Raw genomic sequence first — 22328 nt, 5'->3', positions numbered from 1 at the left:
ATTTATGAGCAATGTCATTACTAAAAATTGTCCATGGGTTGAGCTCGATGTGTTAGCTCTTAAATTATCTAACTCATTAGGCGAAGATGGATTCACATGGCTCGATGGAGACAGTTCAGAGCTTGGGAGAACAAGTATTCTCGCCGCTCAACCAGTGGAACAAATATGTTGTCGTGGAACACCAGTTGAAAATAATAGTTCAAACCCATTCAAAAAGCTAAGAAACTTAGTTCCTGGTTATTGGATAGGTTGGCTTAGCTATGAAGCAGCAGCTTGGATTGAAGAGCAAAATCCCTGGAGAGAAGATGATTTAGCAACCCTATGGATCGCTCGATATGATCCCATAATTAAATGTGATCTCAAAAATAAAGAACTCAATATTGAGGGCACTAACATTAAAAAAATAGATGAATATTTTAAACTAATTAATTCCATAGGGACTCAAGAGGAGAAAGAAACCCTTCTTAAAACTCATCAAAAAAACAGCTCAAATAGAAAAATCCCAATTGAATCTTGGGAGTGGTCCTTAAACAAACTTGAATTCGAAAGTAGGGTCATGACACTAAAAAACTACATAAATAGAGGAGATATTTTTCAAGCCAATTTAACAACAGGATGCTTCAGTGAATTAGAACAAGACATTTCTCCTATCAGCCTATATTTAGATCTCAGAAAAAATTGTCCTGCACCATTTAGCGGAGTCGTCATTGCTGCAGGGCAAGCAAAAGGAGAGTCAATAATATCTACCTCACCTGAACGTTTTTTAAAAGTTAATAAAGAAGGCCTAGTTGAAACCAGACCCATAAAGGGTACACGACCCAGAAAGGAGAACAAATCAGAGGATGCCGATATAGCTGTAGATCTTATTACTAGTTCAAAAGATAGAGCTGAGAATATTATGGTGGTTGATATCCTAAGGAATGATTTAGGAAAAGTATGTATACCAGGCTCTATAAAAACCCCCAGAATACTCTCATTAGAAAGTTATCCACATGTGCACCACCTTACGTCGGTAATCAATGGTCACTTATATCCAAATAAGACATGGGTGAATTTACTTGAAGCATGCTGGCCAGGAGGTTCTATTACTGGTGCACCTAAACTAAGAGCATGCAAAAGATTGTATGAGTTGGAGTCATTACCTCGAGGACCATATTGTGGCGCACTTATCAAAATCGACTGGGATGAAAATTTCGACAGCTGCATACTTATACGCACACTAATCAAAAAGGATCTTGTTTTAAGGGTTAATGCAGGTTGTGGAATAGTCGCAGACTCAAATCCTCAGCAAGAAGCTGAGGAAATGAGTTGGAAGCTTGTTCCAATACTAAATTCTCTTAATAAAAAATAACACAATGAGAGTTGGCTGGATAAATGGTGAATGGGATTTTCTTGAAAACATCCATATACCTATAAATGATCGAGGTTTAAGCTACGGTGACGGAATTTTTGAGACAATTTTAATTAAGAATGGGAAACCACTTCTATTAAAAGAACACTTGACACGACTAAAAAAGAGTTCACTGCAACTTGGCTTGACCTCCCCTCCATCATATGATGAGATTAGTTCACTAATTAGCGAAGGAGTTAACAAATATAATTTAAGAACAAATTATTATGTTATTAGAATTAATTGGAGTCGTGGAGCAAGTGTTAATAGGGGTATCAACTACGTTGAATCAGACCAACAAGAACATCGCCTCTGGATAGAGTTAAATTCTGCAAATCCAAATTTTGAAGCAATTACAGCAAAGATAAGTACCCTCGAAAAAAGAAATGAAAAAAGTCAATTATTTTTACATAAAACATTTTCTTATGGGCAATCAATACAAGCATTGAGAGAAGCCAAAAGTGCAGGATTTGACGAAGCATTATTTGAGAATAATATTGGAGAGATTTGTTGTTCTACTACCTCAAATATTCTTGTTAAAAGAAATAATATATTTTTAACACCTCCGATTAAAAGTGGTTGTCTTCCAGGGATAATGCGACAAAAAGGAATTGATTCTGGGATTTTCTTAGAAGAAATAATATCCAATATTCCTTTTAAAAGTGATCAATGGATTCTGATTAATAGTCTTAATTGTAAGCCTATTCAAAAAGTTAATGAATACTATTTAGATGTGTTCAAAGATTGTCAAAAATTGTGGGAATTTTTATATCAATGTTAGTTAGTCAAGCTCAATAGAAATTGGCATTGTGACATCTGAAGACTTAGGAGCGCATGCTTCTACTTGAAAATTAACTACATTTCCTACAATTATTATTGAGGGAGACTCAAATTTATTGAATTTAACCTTTTTTACTATGTTTTTTAGTGAAGTCGTTAAAAATCGTTGACCTTTTACCGTAGCTTGTTGAATAACTGCTACTGGAGTGCTTAATGGCATCCCATGACTAATTAATTGCTTAACAATATGTTCTAAATTATGAATACCCATATAAATAACGAGACTATCACTGGCATTAACAAGATTCTTCCAATTCACATTTGGCGCTTTTTTCCCAAGTCCCTCATGCCCTGTCACGAAAGTGACAGAGCTGCCACCCATTCGATGAGTTAATGGAATACCCATATAAGCAGAGGCTGCAATACCAGAAGTGACTCCTGGAACAACTTCCACAATTACTCCCTTATTATGTAAATAAGCAGCCTCCTCGCCACCTCTGCCAAATACAAAAGGATCGCCACCTTTTAATCGAACAATCGATTGATATTTTTTTGTGAGATGAGAAAGTAAATCATTAGTCTCTAGCTGAGGCATCGAATGATGATTACGTCGTTTACCAACAAAAATGCAATCGCATGACGGTTTTACAAGGCTGAGGATTTCATTTGGTACTAACGAGTCATAGACCAAAGCATCGCATTGACTAATAAGTCGCTGAGCCTTCACAGTAAGTAAGTCAGGGTCACCAGGGCCTGCACCAACCAAATACACGATTCCATTCGGGGCGTCGTTCATGCAAAAAAAAACCAGTCAAGAACGGTTCAAAGACTACCTAAAAAAAATTGGCAGCGGCGAGCAAACCAGCCGCAGTCTGTCACGTGAAGAATCTGCAGATGCGCTCGAATTAATTCTGACAGGAATACCAAGTCCCGCACAAATCGGAGGATTTTTAATAGCTCATAGAATTCGCCGGCCCGAACCTCAAGAATTAGCGGGTATGTTAGATACATATAAAAAATTAGGACCTAATTTTGAAAATGAAAATAAGAAATCTAAACCTATTTGCTTTGGAATGCCATTTGATGGGCGAACAAAATATGCTCCTATTTATCCTTTAACAGTACTTGTATTACTTAGTGCTCATCAACCAATTGTATTGCACGGTGGCAATCGAATGCCAACCAAGTACGGGGTCAGTACAAAAGAACTATTTGAGTCCATTGAGATAAATTTGAATGGAATAAATTTTGATCAATTAGTAAACGGATTTAAGAAACATAATTTTGCTCTTATTCATCAACCAGATCACTTCCCCCTAGCAGAGAAACTTATTTATTTCCGCGAGGAACTTGGTAAAAGACCCACAATTGCGAGCATGGAATTACTTTGGTCAGCTCATAAAGGCAATCATTTGCTGGTAAGTGGCTATGTTCACCCTCCAACGCAACAAAGACATTGCAAAACTCTTGAACTCATTGGCGAAAAGCATTTCCTCTTGATAAATGGTCTTGAGGGGGGAGTTGATATTGCACTCAATCGAATTAATAGTTACGTACTTATGAATGAAAATAATATCTCTAAGGCTTCGATCAATTCAAAAGATTATCAGTTTTTTGAAAAAGATTGTAGATTTCGATCGTTAGAAGAATGGAAAAGTCAAGCCCTATTAGCTCTTGAAAATCAGGGTCCATTAATTAACGCATTGATATGGAATTCTGCCTTCTATTTATATTTAGTTGGAAAGTCTAATAGCATCAATGATGGAATTAAATATGCAAAATACTTAATTGATTCAAAAAGAGTTTTGGATGTTTATTATAAGATGAAATCATTTAAGTATAATTTAAATTAGTTCCTTCTCCATTAAAAACCTTTTAAAATCTATTCCACCTATTTTTATATGCTCAACTGATAAAGAAACCCAACCACATTTTAATAATAATGGATAACTATACAAACTTGCCTCAGTAAAGAGTTTTGATATGTTTTCTGTTTTTGCATCTTTTTCAATAAGCGATAGTAATAACTTTCCATAACCTCTTCTAGTGTATTTACCTCTGCTATATAGAAGTGCTAAACGATCAGAGGGGAATCTTACAGCAAAAGATTTAATCACTTTATTATGAAAGACAACCCATCCTTTCCCTTCTATAAGTGCCTGATCAAGTACGCCAGGCAAATAGGCTAAGGAGCTCCAAGCCCGGATCTGTTCTTCGTTGTAAAGCTCGCAACCCGCAGATTCAATCGCATCTTGATAAAGATCCCTTATCATTGGAATATCCCTCTTACAAAGCTTTCTTGTCTCATCAGTTCTGATCATTGAGCGTTAGTTATGGCTAAGAAAATGATCTGCCTTTGTGAGAAGCTAAGCATTGACTATATCTGAATTGTGCAAAGGCCAAAAATCCCGACACTTCTAAGTGCATTCATAACATTACTTAATGACAGATTAGGAGAAACGATTGTTTTTCCATTGCTACCATTTCTTCTAGGAAGATTTACGAACAGCGGAACAACGTTAGGTCTTCTAGCTGGAACATATGCAATCTCACAATTCGCAGTAGCTCCTCTTATCGGTGCCCTTAGTGATCGTTTTGGTAGAAAGCCAGTCATAACTACTTGCGTATGCGGATCTGTTATTGGGCTTGGACTATTCGCTATTACTGTAAGTATTAATTGGGAAAATACATTACCGATATGGGCTTCAAGCTTACCTCTTTTATTATTATTTCTCGCGAGGATAATTGATGGCATAAGTGGAGGGACAGCAGCAACAGCTACTGCAGTATTGGCTGATATCTCAACTCCAGAAAATCGCGCAAAAACATTTGGATTAATCGGCGTCGCCTTTGGCTTAGGGTTTGTCTTGGGTCCTGGATTCGGCACAGCACTTGCAAAATATAGTGTGACACTCCCAGTTTGGGCTGCAACAGCATTTGCAGTAACAAATTTACTTTTGGTGATTGGCTTCCTACCAGAAACATTAGACATAAAAAAAAGAAATGCTCTACCGAAAAAACGCGATTTAAACCCGTTCACTCAACTCAGTTTTGTATTCACAAATTCTTTATCAAGAACACTATGCTTTTCATTTTTTATCTTTTTTATGGCGTTTAATGGCTTTACTGCGATTTTAGTTCTTTATTTAAAAGAAGCTTTTCAATGGAGTCCACAACTATCAAGCCAAGCTTTCATTGTTGTTGGAGTCATAGCGATGATAGTTCAGGGTGGGTTAATAGGACCTTTAGTTAATACGTTCGGAGAAAAAAGACTTACATTAGCGGGTATTGGTTTTGTAATGGCTGGTTGCATAAACCTCACTTTAGCTAACGCGGATAACTCAATTCCGATGGTTTTTAGTTCAGTAGCTGTACTAGCATTAGGCACTGGCTTAGTGACGCCATGTCTAAGAGCATTGATTTCGAGAAAACTTAATGCAGCAGGTCAAGGCGCAGTTTTAGGAAGTTTACAAGGTTTGCAGAGTTTAGGGACTTTTATTGGGGCTTCATTTGCAGGCTTCAGTTATGATATTTTAGGAGTGAAGAGTCCATTTATTGTAACAACCTTGCTACTATCAATAGTTATCTTTTTAATTACTAAGAGTAGTTCATTTAAATATAATCAAATATAAATTTATAAATAATTCACTAATTCAATAGAGAAATGTCTGGATCAACAAAAGACAAACAAATATATATAAACAGAGAATTAAGTTGGATAAAGTTTAATGAAAGAGTGTTGGATCTTGCGATTGATGAAAATACACCTCTATTAGAACAAGCAAAATTCTCAGCGATTTTTAGTAATAACCTAGATGAATTTTTTATGGTGAGAGTTGCTTCACTCAAATCACAAGTTGAGGCTAATATCACAAAAAAAAGCATAGATGGTAGATCACCTAAACAACAACTTGCCGAGATAAGATCTAACTTACTTCCTATTCTTGAGAGACAACAGCATACATTTTTTAAACTAAAAAAAACATTTGCCAGAGAGAATATCCATATTCTTGACTACGTCATTCTAAATTCTAGGCAAAAAAATTGGGTCGATAACTATTTTAAGACAGCCATTTTTCCTGTACTCACACCATTGGGAGTTGATCCAGCTCATCCTTTTCCCTTTGTAAGCAACCTAAGTTTAAATTTAGCAGTTTTAGTAATTGATCCAGAAACAAATCAGGAGGAATTTGCAAGAGTCAAAATTCCTCAAAAAACGTTACCAAGATATATTCCCATTCCAAAAGAGTTAATGAATGATAGAAATAATGTTATTCATTCTGTCGTCTCTATTGAACAAGTCGTCGCTTCAAACCTACAGTTACTATTCCCAGGAATGGAAGTTCGGGAATACTCATTTTTCAGAGTGACAAGAGATGCTGATTTAGAACTTCGTGATCTTGAAGCTGATGATCTAATGATTGCGATTGAAGAAGGCCTTAGGAAAAGAAGAATGGGAGGAGAGGTTGTGCGATTAGAAGTCTCTGCAGACATGCCAAAAAAAATTCTTGCTTTATTGCAGGAGGGGATGAATGTTCAAGAAGAAGATCTTTACCGAATAAATGGATTACTTGGACTTGATGATTTGATAAAATTGAATGAAATTGATGCACCTAATCTTAAGTTTGAAAATCATCGAGGTCATACACATAAATCTCTTAAAAGTAGTCAATTAGGTCTATTAGAAGACGGCTCGATAAAGCATGAAGAATTTAAAAGTATTTTCTCGATCATTAGACGTAGAGATCTTTTAATTCATCATCCATTTGAATTATTTTCAACATCAATAGAAGAATTTATAAATCAAGCGGCAGAGGACAGCCAAGTAATGGGAATAAAAATGACGCTTTATAGAGTTTCTAAAGACTCGCCGGTAATCTCAGCCTTGATAAGGGCTGCTGAGAATGGCAAGCAAGTTATGGCCCTCGTTGAATTAAAAGCCCGTTTTGATGAAGATAATAATATTCAATGGGCAAAAAGACTTGAACAATGCGGAGTCCATGTTGTGTATGGGATTATTGGATTAAAAACTCATACAAAAATCGCCTTAGTAGTTCGAAAGGAAAAAGAAAGCCTAAGAACCTATTTCCATGTTGGCACTGGTAATTATAATTCAAAAACATCAACTTTATACACAGATTTAGGCTTACTTTCATCACAACCCGAATTAGGACAAGACTTAATCGAGCTATTTAATTACCTAACAGGTTTTTCGAAACAACAAGAATTTAGGAAATTACTTGTAGCCCCCGTAACACTTAGAAAAGGAATGGAAGAATTAATAAAAAGAGAAATAAGGCATGCTCAAAATGATCAACCAGCAGAAATCCGAGCAAAAATGAATTCTCTCGCTGATCCTGAAATTATCAAACTTTTATACAAAGCATCTCAAGTAGGTGTGAAAATCAAACTTGTTGTCAGAGGCATTTGTTGTCTATATCCGGGGGTAAAAGGATTAAGTGAAAATATTGAAGTCAAGAGTGTAATTGGAAGATTTCTAGAGCATTCAAGAATCTTTTGGTTCCTAAACAACAATAATTCGGAGGTTTATATTGGAAGTGCAGATTGGATGAGAAGAAATCTAGACAGAAGAGTAGAAGCCGTGAGTCCAATCGAAGACGTTAATCTTAAAAAAGAACTTAGCAATCTTCTTGAGCTATATCTTAGAGTTAATAGCGGGTCTTGGAAAATGAAAAGTAATGGAGAATTTATTCGTCTTAAGTCTGAAATTAATGAATTATCAGTTCAGGAACTACTAGCCAAAAACTGACAGAAAATTTCTCAATATTTCTCAAAGAATTTAAACATGCGATATAAAAAACAGGAAATTTTACCTATTTATGAAGTGATATTTGGAACATTTTTGAACTCTATCGAAAATTTTTTGTTTCTTTTCATCTAGTTGGCGTTTTAAGTGCTATTTTCAATCTAAATACAAATATAGGAGGCCAGGGTGATGGGGATCCCTCTGGAATCTGGGCAAGACTCTTCAAACGAGTCTTCACGATTTCCTGTTTTACCTAATGCTTCAAAAAAGCAATCAGGTATAAGACAAAATCGATCAAGCCTAGCGACCAAAGCTCAGCACAAATCCTCAGGAAGGATTGGAACCGATGCAATTGGTTTTTATTTGAGCAGTATTGGAAGAGTACCTTTACTAACTGCGGCTGAGGAAATTGAGCTGGCTCATCATGTTCAAAAAATGAAAAAGTTATTGGAACATGATGAAGAGAAAAGAACACCGCGCCAAAAGCACCAAATTCGAATGGGAAAACGCGCAAGAGACCGAATGATGGCAGCAAATTTAAGGTTGGTAGTAAGTGTTGCAAAAAAATATCAAAACCAAGGTCTTGAATTGCTAGATCTTGTACAAGAAGGTGCAATTGGACTTGAAAGAGCCGTTGATAAATTTGACCCTGCGATGGGATATAAATTTTCAACATACGCTTATTGGTGGATTAGGCAAGGAATGACTAGGGCTATTGATAACAGTGCAAGAACTATTCGACTGCCGATACATATAAGCGAGAAATTATCCAAAATGCGCCGGATAACTAAAGAACTTACTCACCGATTTGGGCGCCAACCAAATCGTCTAGAACTAGCCAGTGCTATGGGCATTGAGCCAAAAGATCTTGAAGACCTAATAGCTCAAAGTGCACCATGTGCATCGCTTGATGCGCACGCTAGAGGAGAAGAAGACAGAAGCACCCTTGGAGAATTAATTCCTGATCCAAATTGTGATGAACCTATGGAGGGTATGGATCGAAATCTTCAAAAAGAGCACCTTGGAGGATGGCTTTCACAATTAAATGAGCGAGAACAAAAAATTATGCGGCTCAGATTTGGCCTGGATGGCGAAGAGCCATTAACTCTTGCTGAGATAGGTAGGCAAATCAATGTCTCTCGTGAACGAGTGCGGCAATTAGAAGCGAAAGCGATTCTAAAACTTAGAGTTATGACAACTCATCAAAGAGCAGCTTAAAACTTGTTTTACATTAACTCAGTAATTTTTATATTTTTATGGATATTTATAGTTTTTTTAATTGCTCTTATTTGCAGAAAAAGATTTCCTGAAAAAAAAGAATTTATCAGAAAAATTATTCATATTGGTTCAGGACCTTTAATACCCCTAGTATATTGGCTTCAATTACCAAAATATTTAATTTTACCCATATCAATTACTATCACCTTTGCCTTAATAATTAATTATAGATTTAAGCTAATACCAGGTATAGAGGATATTAAAAGAAAAAGTTTTGGAACAATTGCATATGGCTTAAGTATAAGTTTACTATTACTTTTTTTATGGCCAAGTAATGGTATTGCTATTGTAGTAGCTGTTCTTGTTATGGCTTTCGGTGATGGATTAGCTGGATTAATTGGTAAAGAAATTAGATCGAAAACCTGGCAAATTTTTGGGCAAACTAAATCCCTAATAGGTACATCTACAATGTTAGTTGTTTCTGCTATTATTTTAATTGTTATCAATATACTCACCGAATATAGTCTAGGTTTTGACAAGATTATTCTATTAACATTGACAGCTACAGGTCTTGAACAAATAAGTGTATGGGGAATTGATAATTTTACAGTTCCTATCTCAACAGCTTTATTGTGGATTTATTTAAATTGATGCTGCTAATTCTTCCAATAATTCTTCTGTCTGAGCAATATCAATACAAGCATCCGTAATGCTTTTTCCATAGGTTAATTGAGATAAGTCTTCAGATAACTTTTGATTACCTTCTACAAGGTGACTTTCAACCATTACTCCCATGACTTCTTTATTTCCCTGAGATAACTGATTAGCCACAGACATTAAAACCTCGCCCTGTCGTCGATAATCTTTATTAGAATTTCCGTGGCTACAATCGACCATCAATCGTCCAGGTAAGCCAGCACTAACAAGTTCTTGCGAAGCTTTTTTTATAGCCTCTTCATGATAATTAGGTCCTGTGGTACCACCTCTCAAAACAAGATGGCCATCTGGATTACCCGTTGTACTTACAATTGATGCGCCTCCATCCTTATTAATCCCAAGAAAATGATGAGGCCTTGAGGCCGCTTTGATTGCGTCTGCAGCAACCTTAACCGTTCCATCCGTCCCATTTTTATATCCAATCGGCATTGATAATCCCGAAGCCATCTCTCTATGAGTCTGGCTCTCGGTAGTTCTAGCCCCAATAGCAGTCCAACTGATTAGATCAGCTATGTATTGAGGTACAACTGGATCTAATAATTCAGTCGCTGAAGGCATCCCAGTACGTGCCAGATCAAGCAGAAGTGATCTTGCTCGTCTGAGTCCAGTATTAATATCGTAAGAGCCATCTAGATGTGGATCGTTTATGAGACCTTTCCACCCAACTGTTGTTCTAGGTTTTTCAAAATAAACTCTCATTACAACCTCAAGTTTTTCTGTAAAACGCTCTCGTAATTGAAGTAATCGATTGGCGTATTCTTTAGCAGCCTCAACATCATGAACTGAGCAGGGGCCAACGATTACGAGAATCCTATTGTCATCACCATTTAAAATTGACTTAATCTTGGCTCTAGTTTTGGTAACAATTTCAACGACTTTATTATCAATAGGGAGATCTTGATGCAGCAGAATAGGAGGCACCAAAGGACGTGTCTCCACAACATGAAGATCGGCCGTGTTATCAGTCAGAGGAGGATCCGATGCGATACTCATTGAGCCATTTCCTTTTGCATAAGTCCCAGACTAAGAAAAAAACAATATGAATACACTCCTACCTGACAATTCCACATCTCACCACTCTCAATTTAAGATTGTAAAAAACAAAAATAGAAGTCTTTCTCATTTGAACAAAAAAGGAGCCTAGGTCATGTTGGAAAGTTATGGAAAATCTGCTTCAGAGAGAGAAAGCCTCGGTATCCCGGCTTTACCGTTAACACCCGAGCAAGTAAGTGATCTTACTCAGATATTAGAAAGCCCTGTTGATTTGAAGAATAAGGATTTTTTTCTTACTCTTTTAAAACAACGAATCCCACCTGGAGTTGATAAGGCTGCTTATGTAAAAGCAACTTGGCTTAATTCTGTAGCTCAAAGCATCATAAAAACAGATTACCTAAATCCGCATGAAGCAACAAATTTATTAGGGACGATGGTAGGAGGTTATAACGTTTCCGCTTTGATAGAGATCCTTCAAAACAAAGATGAAGCCCTTGCAAATTGTGCAGCACAAAATCTTAGTCATACCCTTTTGGTTTATGACGCTGTTCATGAAGTATTCGAGCTTTCTGAGAAAAATAATTTTGCAAAAAAAGTCATTCAAAGTTGGGCAAGGGCTGAGTGGTTCAATTCAAAAACGAAACTACAAAGTGAAATATCAGTAACTGTATTTAAAATTGATGGGGAAACAAACACTGATGATCTTTCTCCAGCTACCCACGCCACAACTAGGCCAGATATTCCCTTACATGCTCTAGCGATGCTGGAGAATCGAATTCCAAATGCACTTGAGCAAATAAAAAAACTTAAAAATCAAGGTTATCCATTGGCATATGTAGGTGATGTTGTTGGAACAGGAAGTTCCCGAAAGTCAGCAATAAATTCAGTTCTTTGGTACATAGGTAATGACATCCCTTACATTCCTAATAAAAGATCTGGGGGTGTAATTTTAGGAGGTAAAATTGCACCAATATTCTTTAATACGGCAGAGGATGCAGGTGCTTTACCCATTGAATGCGACGTCAGCCAGTTAAAGAATGGTGATGTAATAACCATCTATCCCTTTGAAGGAGTAATCAGAAGAAATGTAAAATCAAAAGATAAAGGAGAAGAGATAACTTCTTTTGACTTAAAGCCCTCCACTATTATCGATGAGGTGCAAGCTGGAGGGCGCATTCCGTTGATGATTGGTAGAGCCCTAACAGATAAAGTAAGAGACAAACTAAACCTTGAACCATCTACTATTTTTATTAGACCAGGGAAACCAGAAAAACCAACACATGGGTTCACACAAGCACAAAAAATTGTAGGGAAAGCCTGCGGACTTGATGGAGTTTTGCCAGGAACTAGTTGTGAACCTGTAATGTCAACCGTTGGTAGTCAAGATACCACTGGACCTATGACAAGAGATGAAATGAAAGAACTCGCCTGTCTGGGATTTTCAGCCGATCTTGTAATGCAAAGCTTTTGTCATACAGCGGCTTATCCAAAACCTGTTGATATCAAAACACAAAAAGAACTTCCTGATTTTTTCGCAGAGCGAGGAGGAGTAGCACTCAGACCTGGGGATGGAATAATACACAGCTGGCTAAATAGAATGCTCCTACCTGACACGGTTGGGACAGGAGGAGATAGCCATACAAGATTCCCATTAGGTATTTCTTTCCCTGGGGGCTCAGGTCTTGTAGCCTTTGCCGCTGCAATAGGTGCTATGCCTTTAGACATGCCAGAATCAGTACTCGTTAAATTTAGTGGCGATTTACAAAAAGGCATAACACTCAGAGACGTTGTTAATGTCATTCCCTGGATGGCCATCCAAAAAGGTCTATTAACCGTAGCTAAAGAAAACAAAATAAATATCTTTAATGGAAAAATTTTAGAAATTGAGGGGTTACCCAATCTTAAGCTTGAACAAGCTTTTGAACTAACAGATGCAAGTGCAGAAAGATCATGCTCAGGATGTAGTATCCAACTTTCAACAGATACAGTTTCTGAATACTTGAGAAGCAATGTATCACTTCTCAAAAACATGATCGCTAGAGGATATGAGGACAAAAAAACCCTTGAAAGACGAATTAAATCAATGGAGAGATGGCTAGGAAACCCAGAACTTCTCAAAGCCGATAATGATGCAGTTTACTCTGAAATTGTTGAAATTAATTTGAATGATCTTTTAGAACCAGTCCTAGCCTGTCCAAATGACCCAGATAATGTGAAACTTCTTACTGAGGTATCAGGAACAGACATTCAAGAAGTTTTTATTGGCTCATGTATGACTAACATTGGTCATTATCGTGCTGCGGCAAGAATACTTGAAGGTGAAGGTAAAATTCAGGCACGCTTATGGATATGCCCACCAACTCGTATGGATGAGGATATTCTTAAACAAGAAGGTTACTATGAAATTTTTGAGAAAGCTGGAAGTCGGCTAGAAATGCCAGGTTGCTCTTTATGTATGGGTAATCAAGCAAGAGTAGATGATAATACTACTGTTTTTTCAACGAGTACAAGGAACTTCAACAATAGATTAGGTAAAGGCGCACAAGTTTTTTTAGGAAGTGCTGAACTGGCAGCAGTCTGTGCATTACTTGGAAGAATTCCCACTTTAGATGAGTATTTAAATGTAGCTGCAAAGAAAATTGAACCAATATCAAAGGAACTTTATAAATACTTAAATTTCAATGAAATTCCTGGATTTGAAGAAGAAGGAAAAATTAGTAATGACCAAAATTTATCAAAATTGTCCAGATTAAATTAGTATAAGAGTAATCTTTTCTAGTATTAATCGAATAGCAGAAATCGCAATGCATTCCAGTTATAGCATTAGAAAATTACTCAATAAAAAATGGTTAATTGTAATTTTAGCGCTTATCCTCACTGGATTTGGTGCTGCCATTACGGGGGTACTTTTTAAAGCTGGTGTGCATGGACTTGATGATTGGAGATTACGGTTACTTAAAGAGTTCCCTGCATGGATAGTTCTACCTCTTCTAGGAGGCATTGGTGGATTTATATCTGCTACTTTGATATCCCGATTCGCTCCAGCTGCTAAAGGTTCGGGAATAAGTCAAATAATGGCTTTCATACGCCATCGCCCAGTTCCCATGGGTATAAGGGTTGGACTAGTAAAACTTTTGGCTGGCATAGTTGCCATTGGCAGTGGATTCCCATTAGGACCAGAAGGACCATCAGTACAAATGGGAGGATCAGTAGCATGGCAAATGGCCCAATGGTTGAAGGCACCAGTGGCATTTCGAAGAGTGATCGTTGCCGCAGGTGGTGGAGCGGGCATTGCTGCAATTTTTAGTGCACCTTTAGGTGGATTTATCTATGCAATTGAGGAGTTATTGAATTCTGCAAAACCAGTAGTTCTTCTATTGGTAGTCGTAACAACATTTTGGGCAGATACTTGGGCAGATGTACTTCAGGGTATTGGACTTGACCCGAAAGCAGGAGGTTTTGATAATATCCTTGGCTTTCAATTGCAGAGAGAATACATAACTAAGATTGATTTCTTACCAATTGATTTGTTTTATCTAGTTGGATTGGGAATTGGCATTGGCTTTCTTGCAGAGTTGTACTGTCAATACGTCCTTACAATGCAAATTCAAGGAAATAAATGGTTTGGGAATAAGCTTGCTACCCGCATGGTCTTAAGTGGTTTAACTCTCGGCCTAATATATTCTTTTTTACCAGAGACATTTCATCATTTAGGAGACTTACAAAAATCAATAGCTGAAGGAGAGGCAAGCATAGGTTTAGGCATAGGAACATTTTTTGTGCTTTTTTTTAGTACTGGTATAGCCGTTGCATCGGGCGCTCCAGGAGGTCTTTTCTATCCTATGCTCATCCTTGGAGGGTCGATAGGACTTGCATCTGGAAATTGGCTCGAAGCAATTACTGGTCATGTTCCCAGTACCTATATTTTTGCTGGAATGGGAGGCTTTGTATCAGCATGTTCCAGAACACCCCTAACAGCAATGTTTTTAGCCTTCGCTCTAACTAAAGATTTACTCATTTTAAAACCATTACTAATTACATGTATTGCTAGCTTTCTTGTTGCCAGGTCTTTTAATGAGCTATCAATTTACGAAAGACAAATAAGGATTGAAATAAATGAGGGCAATACTTAATTATCAACACGTTTACTTGATGGATTTACTCGAGAAAGTTGTTTTTGATCATAGGTCATGCATCGCAATCCTGAAAGAAGTATCCAACCAACTAAATTAATACGACTGTCAAAGAAAGTTATATCTGTTGAATGCATACAAACAAGAAGAAAAAAGGAAGTCCACCAAGCCCTTTCAAAGATTAAATTTTTATTCATAAAAATATTTTTTTTAAATGAGGTAATTAAAAGCATTATCACAAAGATATTTATTAGAAATGAAACTAATACGCCATGAGAAACCGCTAACTCCAAAGGTAAATTATGAGAGTGACCATGCCAAAATCCTTTTTTGAGTGGGTAAAGAACTGAAAAAGCTGCTGCACCCCAACCCAACCAAGGTTTGTCAATTATCAATAAATAAGCTTCTTTCCATTGGCTCATACGAGTAGTTTCAACTGGTCTAACATCTCCAAATCGGACGTCGTTTAAGCGAGTCCATAATGCCTCAGGTACTATTTTGCGTGAAATATCTTGGAGTCCTGAGTCTATACCTGGTAGAACCGCAAAAAGAATAGGAGAAATAGACAGCATGATCAGAGGCAAAAGCCAACGCCAAGAGGAGATTCCAATTACAGTAGGTAATGCAGCAATGAGGCCAGCCCAGCCGTTTCGTGAGTCAGTTAATACTATTGAAACAACAATTGCAATAGCAAATAACAAAGCAATTATGCGTCTCCAAATATGAAGTGATGGACGCAATAAAGAGGCCAGAGATAAAGGCCATATGACTACTAACCATGCTGCAGTAATATTTGCATAATCAAATAACCCTGATAATCGACCATCCGGATTACCACCTGCAGATACAAACCAAATTATTAGCCCATTCAAAATCTGCCAAGGACCACTCCAATCAAACCAAATTTGACCTAAACCTGTTACGAAAACTGGAAATGTACCTATCAAAAGACAATATGATGCACCTTGCCTCAGTTCTGCAGTCAATAAAAAAGGTTGAAAAGCCCAATAACACCAGAAAAAAGGGATCCAATTTGCTAAACCAACCCATGCAAGCCAACCAGAATATGCATTGAAACAACCAACTATCATCAAGATTGAAATTAGAACCAATAAATAATTTGATTTATCAAACCAATACTTATCTTTTCTTTTTGGAAGTTGATTAAATGAAGAGGTTAAAAAAAATATTGTCGATAATAAAGGTGAAGACGGAAGAATAATGAGACCTAAATGAAAGAGTTTTATGTTCAGTGAACCCGCTAACAAGGATTTTTTTACCTCTTTCAAATTTGAATATTTCATGCAAAGACAGCCGTCTTACCTCTGTAAACCATTACTTGGCGACGTAAATGCAATCTTAATGCTCTTGCTAAAGCAATTCTCTCTGAGTCTCGACCTTTTCGTATTAAATCCGTGACCTCATCACGATGGCTTATTTGGGATACAACTTGCTCAATAATGGGACCTCCATCAAGATCTTCAGTAACATAATGAGCAGTAGCACCGATCAGTTTTACCCCTCTTTCCCAAGCCTGATGATAAGGATGAGCTCCCTTAAAAGCAGGTAAAAAAGAGTGATGAATATTTATACAATTTGAAAACTTAGAAAGAAAATCTTTAGTTAAAATTTGCATATATTTAGCGAGAATTACTAAATCTATTTTGTGTTCATTTAAATTTTTTAAAATTAATTCCTCAGACCAAGCCTTTCCCTTTTCTGCAACAGGAATGTATTCAAAATGAACTCCAAATTCATGACATAATGAAGAAATATTTTGGTGATTAGAAATTACAAGCGGTACAACCATTTTTAATTCACCACTTCTTATTCGCAAAAGAATATCAAGTAAACAATGATTTTGCTTGCTAACAAATATTGCAGCCCTTGTTATTTCATCAGAAAAATTTAGCTGAGCTTTTCCCCCTAACTTCTCAGCTAATTGCTTAACCTCAGATGAAATTAAATGTCTTGATATTCCAAAATTCTCAAGATCCCATTCTATTCGGCTTAAAAATAATCCTGCGCCAGAATCAGTATGGTGGTCAGCGTGTCTTATGTTGCCCTTATTATCTGCAATCCAACTTGATAATTCGCTCACTAGACCAGGTCTATCAGGGCAAATAAGTTGCAATATTATAGTGGGTAAACTCAAATACTTTGGACATAATTCTTTATTCTTACGCTATAAAAGGTCCTTCGCAGGTAAATACTCCAAATTTGTATCTATTGAAAACAACTGAAACTAAGCTTGATGATTCTAAAAAAAAATAGTAGAAAGATTTTGATCATAGGGGCAGGAATAGCTGGCTTAACCACTGCTTTAAAGCTTGTAGAGGGCGAAAATGAAGTTTCAATCGCTGATCCAATACTGAGTTCATCTCAAGAGAGAGCTCATAAATTAAACGGATCTCAGGCCGCGTTGGGAATATTAATGGGAAACATATTTCATAGATCAAAGGGAAGAGGCTGGGATCTAAGAAAGCGCAGCATGGAATTATGGCCAGAACTCTTGAATAAAATAAGTACAACTGAGGAGCCCATTGAAATTCAAAAGCCATTAGTAAAAATCGCATCTTCAATAAAAGAAGCTGAATTATTACTTGACTTAGCAAAAAAGAAAAATAATTATGATATTAAATTTGTTGATGATCAAAACATCAATGATTTGTCAAAACAATTAGGTATAAAAAATTATGGTTCATTAATTTCTTTTGAAGATGGAAGAATAGATAATATACTTTTACTGAAATTAATTTTAAAAAAATTAGATAAATTCAATATCAATAAGATTCCACTTGAGGTAAAAGATATTGAAAAGAATCCAATAAATGATAAATTCAAATGGAAAGTTACATTAGAAAATGAAATAGTGAATCAATATGATTTACTCGTAATATGCTCAAGTCTGAGAACTAGATACTTATTAAATAAAATAGGATCAGACATCATACAAGAGCCCATACTAGGACAAGTTATGGAACTTGAATATGATGATTTAGAAATTAATAACAATAACTTTTCTTTAATAAATACTGATGGAGTTAATATAATTTTTCAGAAAAACAAGAAAATCATTATTGGAGCAACAATAGAACAAGGACTTCATGCGAGCAAACAAAAGCTCGAAGATCTAAAAAGAATATTTGTAGAAAAAGATAAATTTATAGAAAGAGCCAAAATAATAAGAACATGGAGTGGAATAAGAGCTAAACCAATTGGTAATCCCGCTCCCTTGCTAAGAGAATTAGGAGATGGCTTATTTATAAATACTGGTCATTACAGAAATGGAATATTACTTGCTCCAGCCTCTGCAGAAATTATGAGTAATATGATTAATCACTAAATGAAATTGATTTGATCACTTGGTTTCTGTGAATTCTGCATCAATAACATCATCTCCATCATTCGAATTCGAATCATCGGAACCAGGTGTTTCTGAGGCCTGGGAAGCAGCATTGGCTTGCTGATAAACAGAAGCTCCTAATGCATATAGTTCTTTTTGCAAGTCCTCTAAAGTTGTTTTCATACCTTCAAAGTCATCTTTTTCTACTGCTTCTTTAAGTTTTTGTCTTTTATCCTCTACCTTGGCTTTTGCATCCGCATCAACTTTATCTCCTAATTCTCCTAACTGCTTTTCTGCTTGATAAACCAAAGTTTCAGCTTGATTTTTAACGTCAATACGATCACGTTTATCTTTATCAGCAGATGCATTTACCTCAGCATCTTTTACCATTTTTTCGACTTCATTATCAGAAAGTGTAGAAGCACCTGTAATTGAAATACTCTGTTCTTTTCCGCTCCCTTTATCTTTTGCGTTGACACTCAAAATACCGTTCGCATCGATATCAAATGTAACTTCAATCTGAGGAACTCCTCTTGGCGCTGGAGGAATTCCATCAAGGCGGAAAGTACCCAAACTTTTATTGTCAGTGGCCATTTCACGCTCTCCCTGGAGAACATGGATTTCTACGTTCGTTTGCCCATCTACGGCGGTTGAATATGTTTCTGTTTTTTTTGTAGGGACCGTTGTATTACGAGTGATCATTTTTGTCATTACACCGCCAAGAGTTTCAACTCCCAGAGATAATGGTGTGACATCCAGAAGCAATATATCCTTTACTTCTCCAGCCAAAACCCCCCCTTGAATAGCAGCACCTACTGCAACAACTTCATCAGGATTGACTGTTTGGTTTGGATCTTTTCCGGTAATACGCTTAACAAGTTCTTTGATTGATGGCATACGAGTTGATCCGCCAACCATTACAATTTCATCAATTTCGCCAGTTGAGAGTTTTGCATCCTTAAGTGCTTGCTCAACAGGAACTCTGCAACGATCGATGAGATTCGACGCCAATTCCTCAAATTTCGCACGTGTGAGAGTGAGATCTAGATGTTTTGGCCCCTCAGGCGTGGCTGTTATGAAAGGAAGGTTAATTTCACTTTGAGTAGCATTAGAAAGCTCAATTTTCGCTTTCTCAGACGCTTCTGTAAGTCGCTGTAAAGCTTGCTTATCTTGCCTCAAGTCAATTCCTTCATTTGATTTAAAAGTTGCTGCCAAATGATCAACGATTACTTTGTCAAAATCATCTCCTCCGAGATGAGTATCTCCAGAAGTTGATAAAACTTCGAAAACACCGTCACCAACTTCTAAAACAGAAACATCAAAAGTTCCACCACCAAGGTCAAAAACTAAGATTCTCTCGTTACTTTTTTTATCCAAGCCATAAGCAAGGGCTGCTGCAGTAGGCTCATTAATGATTCGAAGCACTTCTAATCCCGCAATTTTGCCAGCATCTTTTGTTGCTTGGCGCTGAGAATCATTGAAATAAGCAGGAACTGTAATTACTGCCTGTGAAACATTTTCACCTAGATATTTTCCCGCATCCTCTGAAAGCTTTCTAAGAACCTGAGCACTAACTTCTTCAGGAGAGAATTGCTTATCTAAAATAGGGCATTTAAGTTTGACATTTGAACCAGATTTTTCTACACCGTAACTAACCTCTTTAGATTCTTCGTTAACTTCATCAACGCGACGACCCACAAACCTTTTTGAGGAATAAAATGTGTTCTCAGGGTTCATGACAGCTTGTCTTTTGGCAATTTGGCCGACAAGCTGATCTTGGTTTTTGGTGTAAGCGACGACTGAAGGAGTTGTCCTGAACCCTTCTGCGTTAGCGATGACTGTTGGCTTCCCACCTTCCATAACAGCAACGCAGCTATTCGTAGTCCCTAGATCGATTCCAACAACCTTCGCCATGAGTAACTAGCTCCTTGATGAATGCATACTTCTTTTACAGAGATATCCTCGTCAAATAGACCACTTAGAGGCGAGGCGTGGTTCCCGAACAGCTATGAATTTAGACTTGAAACCTTTAGTAAAAAATGAAAATTATTACAGGCAAAACATCACTTGTGGGTCTTCTAGGAAATCCAGTAGAGCACTCACTCTCTCCGATCATTCATAACAGTGCGTTAGAAGAATTGGGTCTAGATTGGACATATTTAGCAATGCCATGTGAACAAAAAAACTTAGCCAGGGTTACTGAAGCATTACTTAATTTGAATTGCAAAGGACTAAATATAACTATCCCGCACAAAACCAATGCATTGCATCTTTGTTCTCATCTAAGTGAAAGTTCGAAAAAAATTGGCGCAATTAATACTTTAATCCCAAAGAATGGGGAATCATGGCTGGGAGAAAATACTGATATACTTGGATTTACACAACCCCTTAAATTTCAAGATTGGTCTAATAAAAATGCATTAGTACTTGGGTACGGAGGAAGCGCTAGAGCCGTTATTGCTGGGCTTGAAAAACTAAAGTTTAGTGAAATAAATATTATTGGTCGTAATAAAGATAAACTAGAAAAGTTCTTAAATGACGCCTGCAAATATTCAGAACTTAAGAAAAATAATTTGAAAATTAACGGTTATCAAGTAAAAAATAAAATTACAAATAGTTTGATCAATGAATCAGATTTAATAATCAATACAACACCAGTAGGAATGTCATCATCAAGCAATCAAGATAATAATTTGGATCAATTACCATTTGGTAAAATAATTTGGGAGAATCTTAAATCAAATACTATTCTTTATGATTTAATCTATTCCCCACAAGAAACTCCTTGGCTAGCTTATGGAAAATATTTGGGGTGTAATTGCATCAATGGTCTTGAAATGCTAATAGAGCAGGGGGCGGAATCTCTTCGTCTTTGGAGCGGCTATGAAGATATTCCAGTTCATATAATGAGACAAGCTGCAAAAAATTATTTAACTTCATAACATTAAAATCATGAACTCAACCACAAAAAAATTTCTCTCATCTTTTTTATACATGATTCCATTTTGTGAATCATTTGTTTTTAGTAGATATTTATTATCAGATATACCTTTTCTCAAAGTACTTCTTATTCCTGCATTACCGATTTTTTATATTATAAATTATATTCCCTTTGGAAGTTTATTAATATTTTTACTTCTTTATTTTTTTGTGATTAGAAATATCAAAGTATCATATTTTATAAGATTTAATTCCCTGCAAGCTTTATTAATGAACATCGCATTGGTTATAATAAATTTTCTTTTTCAGTTAATTGCCAATCCATTCGATAATTTTCTATTAACTAAAACACTTTCAAGCACGATTTTCCTAGGTACCTTGATCAGTGTGATTTTTGCTATCTATAAATGTCTACAAGAGGTCGAGCCAGAATTACCAGGGATTAGCAACGCAGTAAGACTGCAGCTTTGAAAATTGACCATCAGAGGATAAGCTAATAAATCCGTCGCTCAAAATTCTTGAGCCTTTACGTCCCAGTCGGCTAAACCAATGTCTGATCCAATCTACTACGAGACAATGTACATTCTTCGTCCGGATATTCCTGAAGAAGATGTTGAAAGTCATCTAAAAAAATATAGTGATTTATTGACAAAAGCTGATGTAAAAGTACTAGACAGCCAAATGCGAGGAAAAAGAAGACTGGCATACCCAATTGCAAAGCACAAAGAGGGAATTTATGTTCAGTTGAGTCATCTTGGTGATGGCCAACAAGTTGCTATTCTCGAGAAGGCCATGAGAATCAGCGAAGATGTCATTAGATATTTAACAGTTAAGCAGGAAGGGCCCCTTCCTACACCTAAAGCCTCATCATCGAGTGATGAAAAGAAAGATAAAAAAGATGAAGATAAGAATAAAGCAGAGGATAAAAAAGATGAAGATAAGAATAAAGCAGAGGATAAAAAAGATGAAGAAATCAAGTCTGAATCAATAAGTGAGAGTAAAAATATAGACGAAAATAAAAATGAGAATAGTGCCTCTTGAGTA

The 22328-nt window shown here is 36.5% G+C and carries 19 protein-coding genes; 13 read left to right on the top strand and 6 right to left on the bottom strand.

Annotated features, from left to right (window positions below):
- Positions 1-4 precede the first annotated feature (4 nt).
- Together AC6EJA_RS06635 and AC6EJA_RS06630 are read left to right on the top strand one after the other, a co-directional pair.
- The gene (locus tag AC6EJA_RS06635) at positions 5-1351 is read left to right on the top strand and encodes an anthranilate synthase component I family protein (protein WP_498501881.1); all 1347 of its coding nucleotides are present in this window, start codon (positions 5-7) and stop codon (positions 1349-1351) included.
- Between the two features lie 4 nt (positions 1352-1355).
- On the top strand, positions 1356-2171 hold the full coding sequence (locus AC6EJA_RS06630) for an aminotransferase class IV (RefSeq protein ID WP_498501880.1): 816 nt from the start codon (positions 1356-1358) through the stop codon (positions 2169-2171).
- Here AC6EJA_RS06630 and cobA read toward each other — a convergent pair whose 3' ends face one another.
- Positions 2172-2966, bottom strand: coding sequence for a uroporphyrinogen-III C-methyltransferase (gene cobA, locus AC6EJA_RS06625; RefSeq protein WP_498501879.1), 795 nt, complete (start codon positions 2964-2966; stop codon positions 2172-2174).
- Between cobA and AC6EJA_RS06620 the strand changes: the two genes are divergently transcribed.
- The gene (locus AC6EJA_RS06620) at positions 2965-4023 is read left to right on the top strand and encodes an anthranilate phosphoribosyltransferase family protein (RefSeq protein WP_498501878.1); all 1059 of its coding nucleotides are present in this window, start codon (positions 2965-2967) and stop codon (positions 4021-4023) included. The two genes, cobA and AC6EJA_RS06620, sit on opposite strands and share 2 nt — an antisense overlap.
- Here the strand turns inward: AC6EJA_RS06620 and AC6EJA_RS06615 are convergent.
- Complete coding sequence (locus tag AC6EJA_RS06615) at positions 4015-4443, bottom strand: GNAT family N-acetyltransferase (protein ID WP_498501877.1); 429 nt, start codon at positions 4441-4443, stop codon at positions 4015-4017. The genes AC6EJA_RS06620 and AC6EJA_RS06615 overlap by 9 nt on opposite strands.
- Before the next feature lie 117 nt (positions 4444-4560).
- On the opposite strand from AC6EJA_RS06615, the gene AC6EJA_RS06610 reads away from it, so the two are divergent.
- The 4 genes from AC6EJA_RS06610 to AC6EJA_RS06595 all read left to right on the top strand — a co-directional run bounded on the left by AC6EJA_RS06610 (position 4561) and on the right by AC6EJA_RS06595 (position 9806).
- Positions 4561-5802, top strand: coding sequence for an MFS transporter (locus AC6EJA_RS06610; protein WP_498501876.1), 1242 nt, complete (start codon positions 4561-4563; stop codon positions 5800-5802).
- A gap of 32 nt (positions 5803-5834) precedes the next feature.
- The gene (gene ppk1, locus AC6EJA_RS06605) at positions 5835-7940 is read left to right on the top strand and encodes a polyphosphate kinase 1 (RefSeq protein ID WP_498501875.1); all 2106 of its coding nucleotides are present in this window, start codon (positions 5835-5837) and stop codon (positions 7938-7940) included.
- Positions 7941-8126: 186 nt separating this feature from the next.
- A complete protein-coding gene (locus tag AC6EJA_RS06600) occupies positions 8127-9155 on the top strand; it encodes an RpoD/SigA family RNA polymerase sigma factor (RefSeq protein ID WP_498501874.1) in 1029 nt (342 codons plus the stop codon).
- 3 nt (positions 9156-9158) lie between these two features.
- Positions 9159-9806, top strand: a complete 648-nt coding sequence (locus tag AC6EJA_RS06595; RefSeq protein WP_498501873.1) for a diacylglycerol/polyprenol kinase family protein — start codon at positions 9159-9161, stop codon at positions 9804-9806.
- Here the strand turns inward: AC6EJA_RS06595 and AC6EJA_RS06590 are convergent.
- Positions 9798-10865 (bottom strand): 3-deoxy-7-phosphoheptulonate synthase, encoded by a 1068-nt coding sequence (locus AC6EJA_RS06590; RefSeq protein ID WP_498501872.1) that lies wholly within the window; start codon positions 10863-10865, stop codon positions 9798-9800. The genes AC6EJA_RS06595 and AC6EJA_RS06590 overlap by 9 nt on opposite strands.
- Positions 10866-11019: 154 nt before the next feature.
- Between AC6EJA_RS06590 and acnB the strand changes: the two genes are divergently transcribed.
- Positions 11020-13623: a bifunctional aconitate hydratase 2/2-methylisocitrate dehydratase gene (gene acnB / locus AC6EJA_RS06585; RefSeq protein WP_498501871.1), complete on the top strand. Its 2604-nt coding sequence runs from the start codon at positions 11020-11022 to the stop codon at positions 13621-13623.
- A 46-nt stretch (positions 13624-13669) separates the two neighbouring features.
- Positions 13670-14998, top strand: a complete 1329-nt coding sequence (locus AC6EJA_RS06580; RefSeq protein WP_498501870.1) for a ClC family H(+)/Cl(-) exchange transporter — start codon at positions 13670-13672, stop codon at positions 14996-14998.
- Here the strand turns inward: AC6EJA_RS06580 and AC6EJA_RS06575 are convergent.
- Positions 14995-16302, bottom strand: a complete 1308-nt coding sequence (locus AC6EJA_RS06575) for an O-antigen ligase family protein (RefSeq protein ID WP_498501869.1) — start codon at positions 16300-16302, stop codon at positions 14995-14997. The genes AC6EJA_RS06580 and AC6EJA_RS06575 overlap by 4 nt on opposite strands.
- Complete coding sequence (gene purU / locus AC6EJA_RS06570; protein ID WP_498503567.1) at positions 16299-17138, bottom strand: formyltetrahydrofolate deformylase; 840 nt, start codon at positions 17136-17138, stop codon at positions 16299-16301. The genes AC6EJA_RS06575 and purU overlap by 4 nt, the downstream gene beginning before the upstream one ends.
- Positions 17139-17252: 114 nt before the next feature.
- On the opposite strand from purU, the gene AC6EJA_RS06565 reads away from it, so the two are divergent.
- A complete protein-coding gene (locus AC6EJA_RS06565; RefSeq protein ID WP_498501868.1) occupies positions 17253-18344 on the top strand; it encodes an NAD(P)/FAD-dependent oxidoreductase in 1092 nt (363 codons plus the stop codon).
- Positions 18345-18359: 15 nt separating this feature from the next.
- Here the strand turns inward: AC6EJA_RS06565 and dnaK are convergent, their stop codons facing one another.
- Positions 18360-20258, bottom strand: coding sequence for a molecular chaperone DnaK (gene dnaK, locus AC6EJA_RS06560; protein WP_498501867.1), 1899 nt, complete (start codon positions 20256-20258; stop codon positions 18360-18362).
- 125 nt (positions 20259-20383) lie between these two features.
- Here dnaK and AC6EJA_RS06555 point away from each other — a divergent pair, with 125 nt between their 5' ends.
- From AC6EJA_RS06555 to rpsF, 3 genes are all read left to right on the top strand, one after another.
- Positions 20384-21286 carry a shikimate dehydrogenase gene (locus tag AC6EJA_RS06555; protein ID WP_498501866.1) on the top strand — a complete coding sequence of 301 codons (903 nt, stop codon included), beginning with the start codon at positions 20384-20386 and terminating at the stop codon, positions 21284-21286.
- A gap of 10 nt (positions 21287-21296) precedes the next feature.
- A complete protein-coding gene (locus tag AC6EJA_RS06550) occupies positions 21297-21755 on the top strand; it encodes a Tic20 family protein (RefSeq protein ID WP_498501865.1) in 459 nt (152 codons plus the stop codon).
- Positions 21756-21833: 78 nt separating this feature from the next.
- Positions 21834-22325 (top strand): 30S ribosomal protein S6, encoded by a 492-nt coding sequence (gene rpsF / locus AC6EJA_RS06545; protein WP_498501864.1) that lies wholly within the window; start codon positions 21834-21836, stop codon positions 22323-22325.
- The last annotated feature ends 3 nt before the right edge of the window (positions 22326-22328 follow it).

Source organism: Prochlorococcus sp. MIT2309 (genome assembly GCF_059772305.1).
The sequence above is the reverse complement of the archived record's forward strand: the minus strand, read 5'-3'. Positions and strand labels throughout refer to the sequence as shown.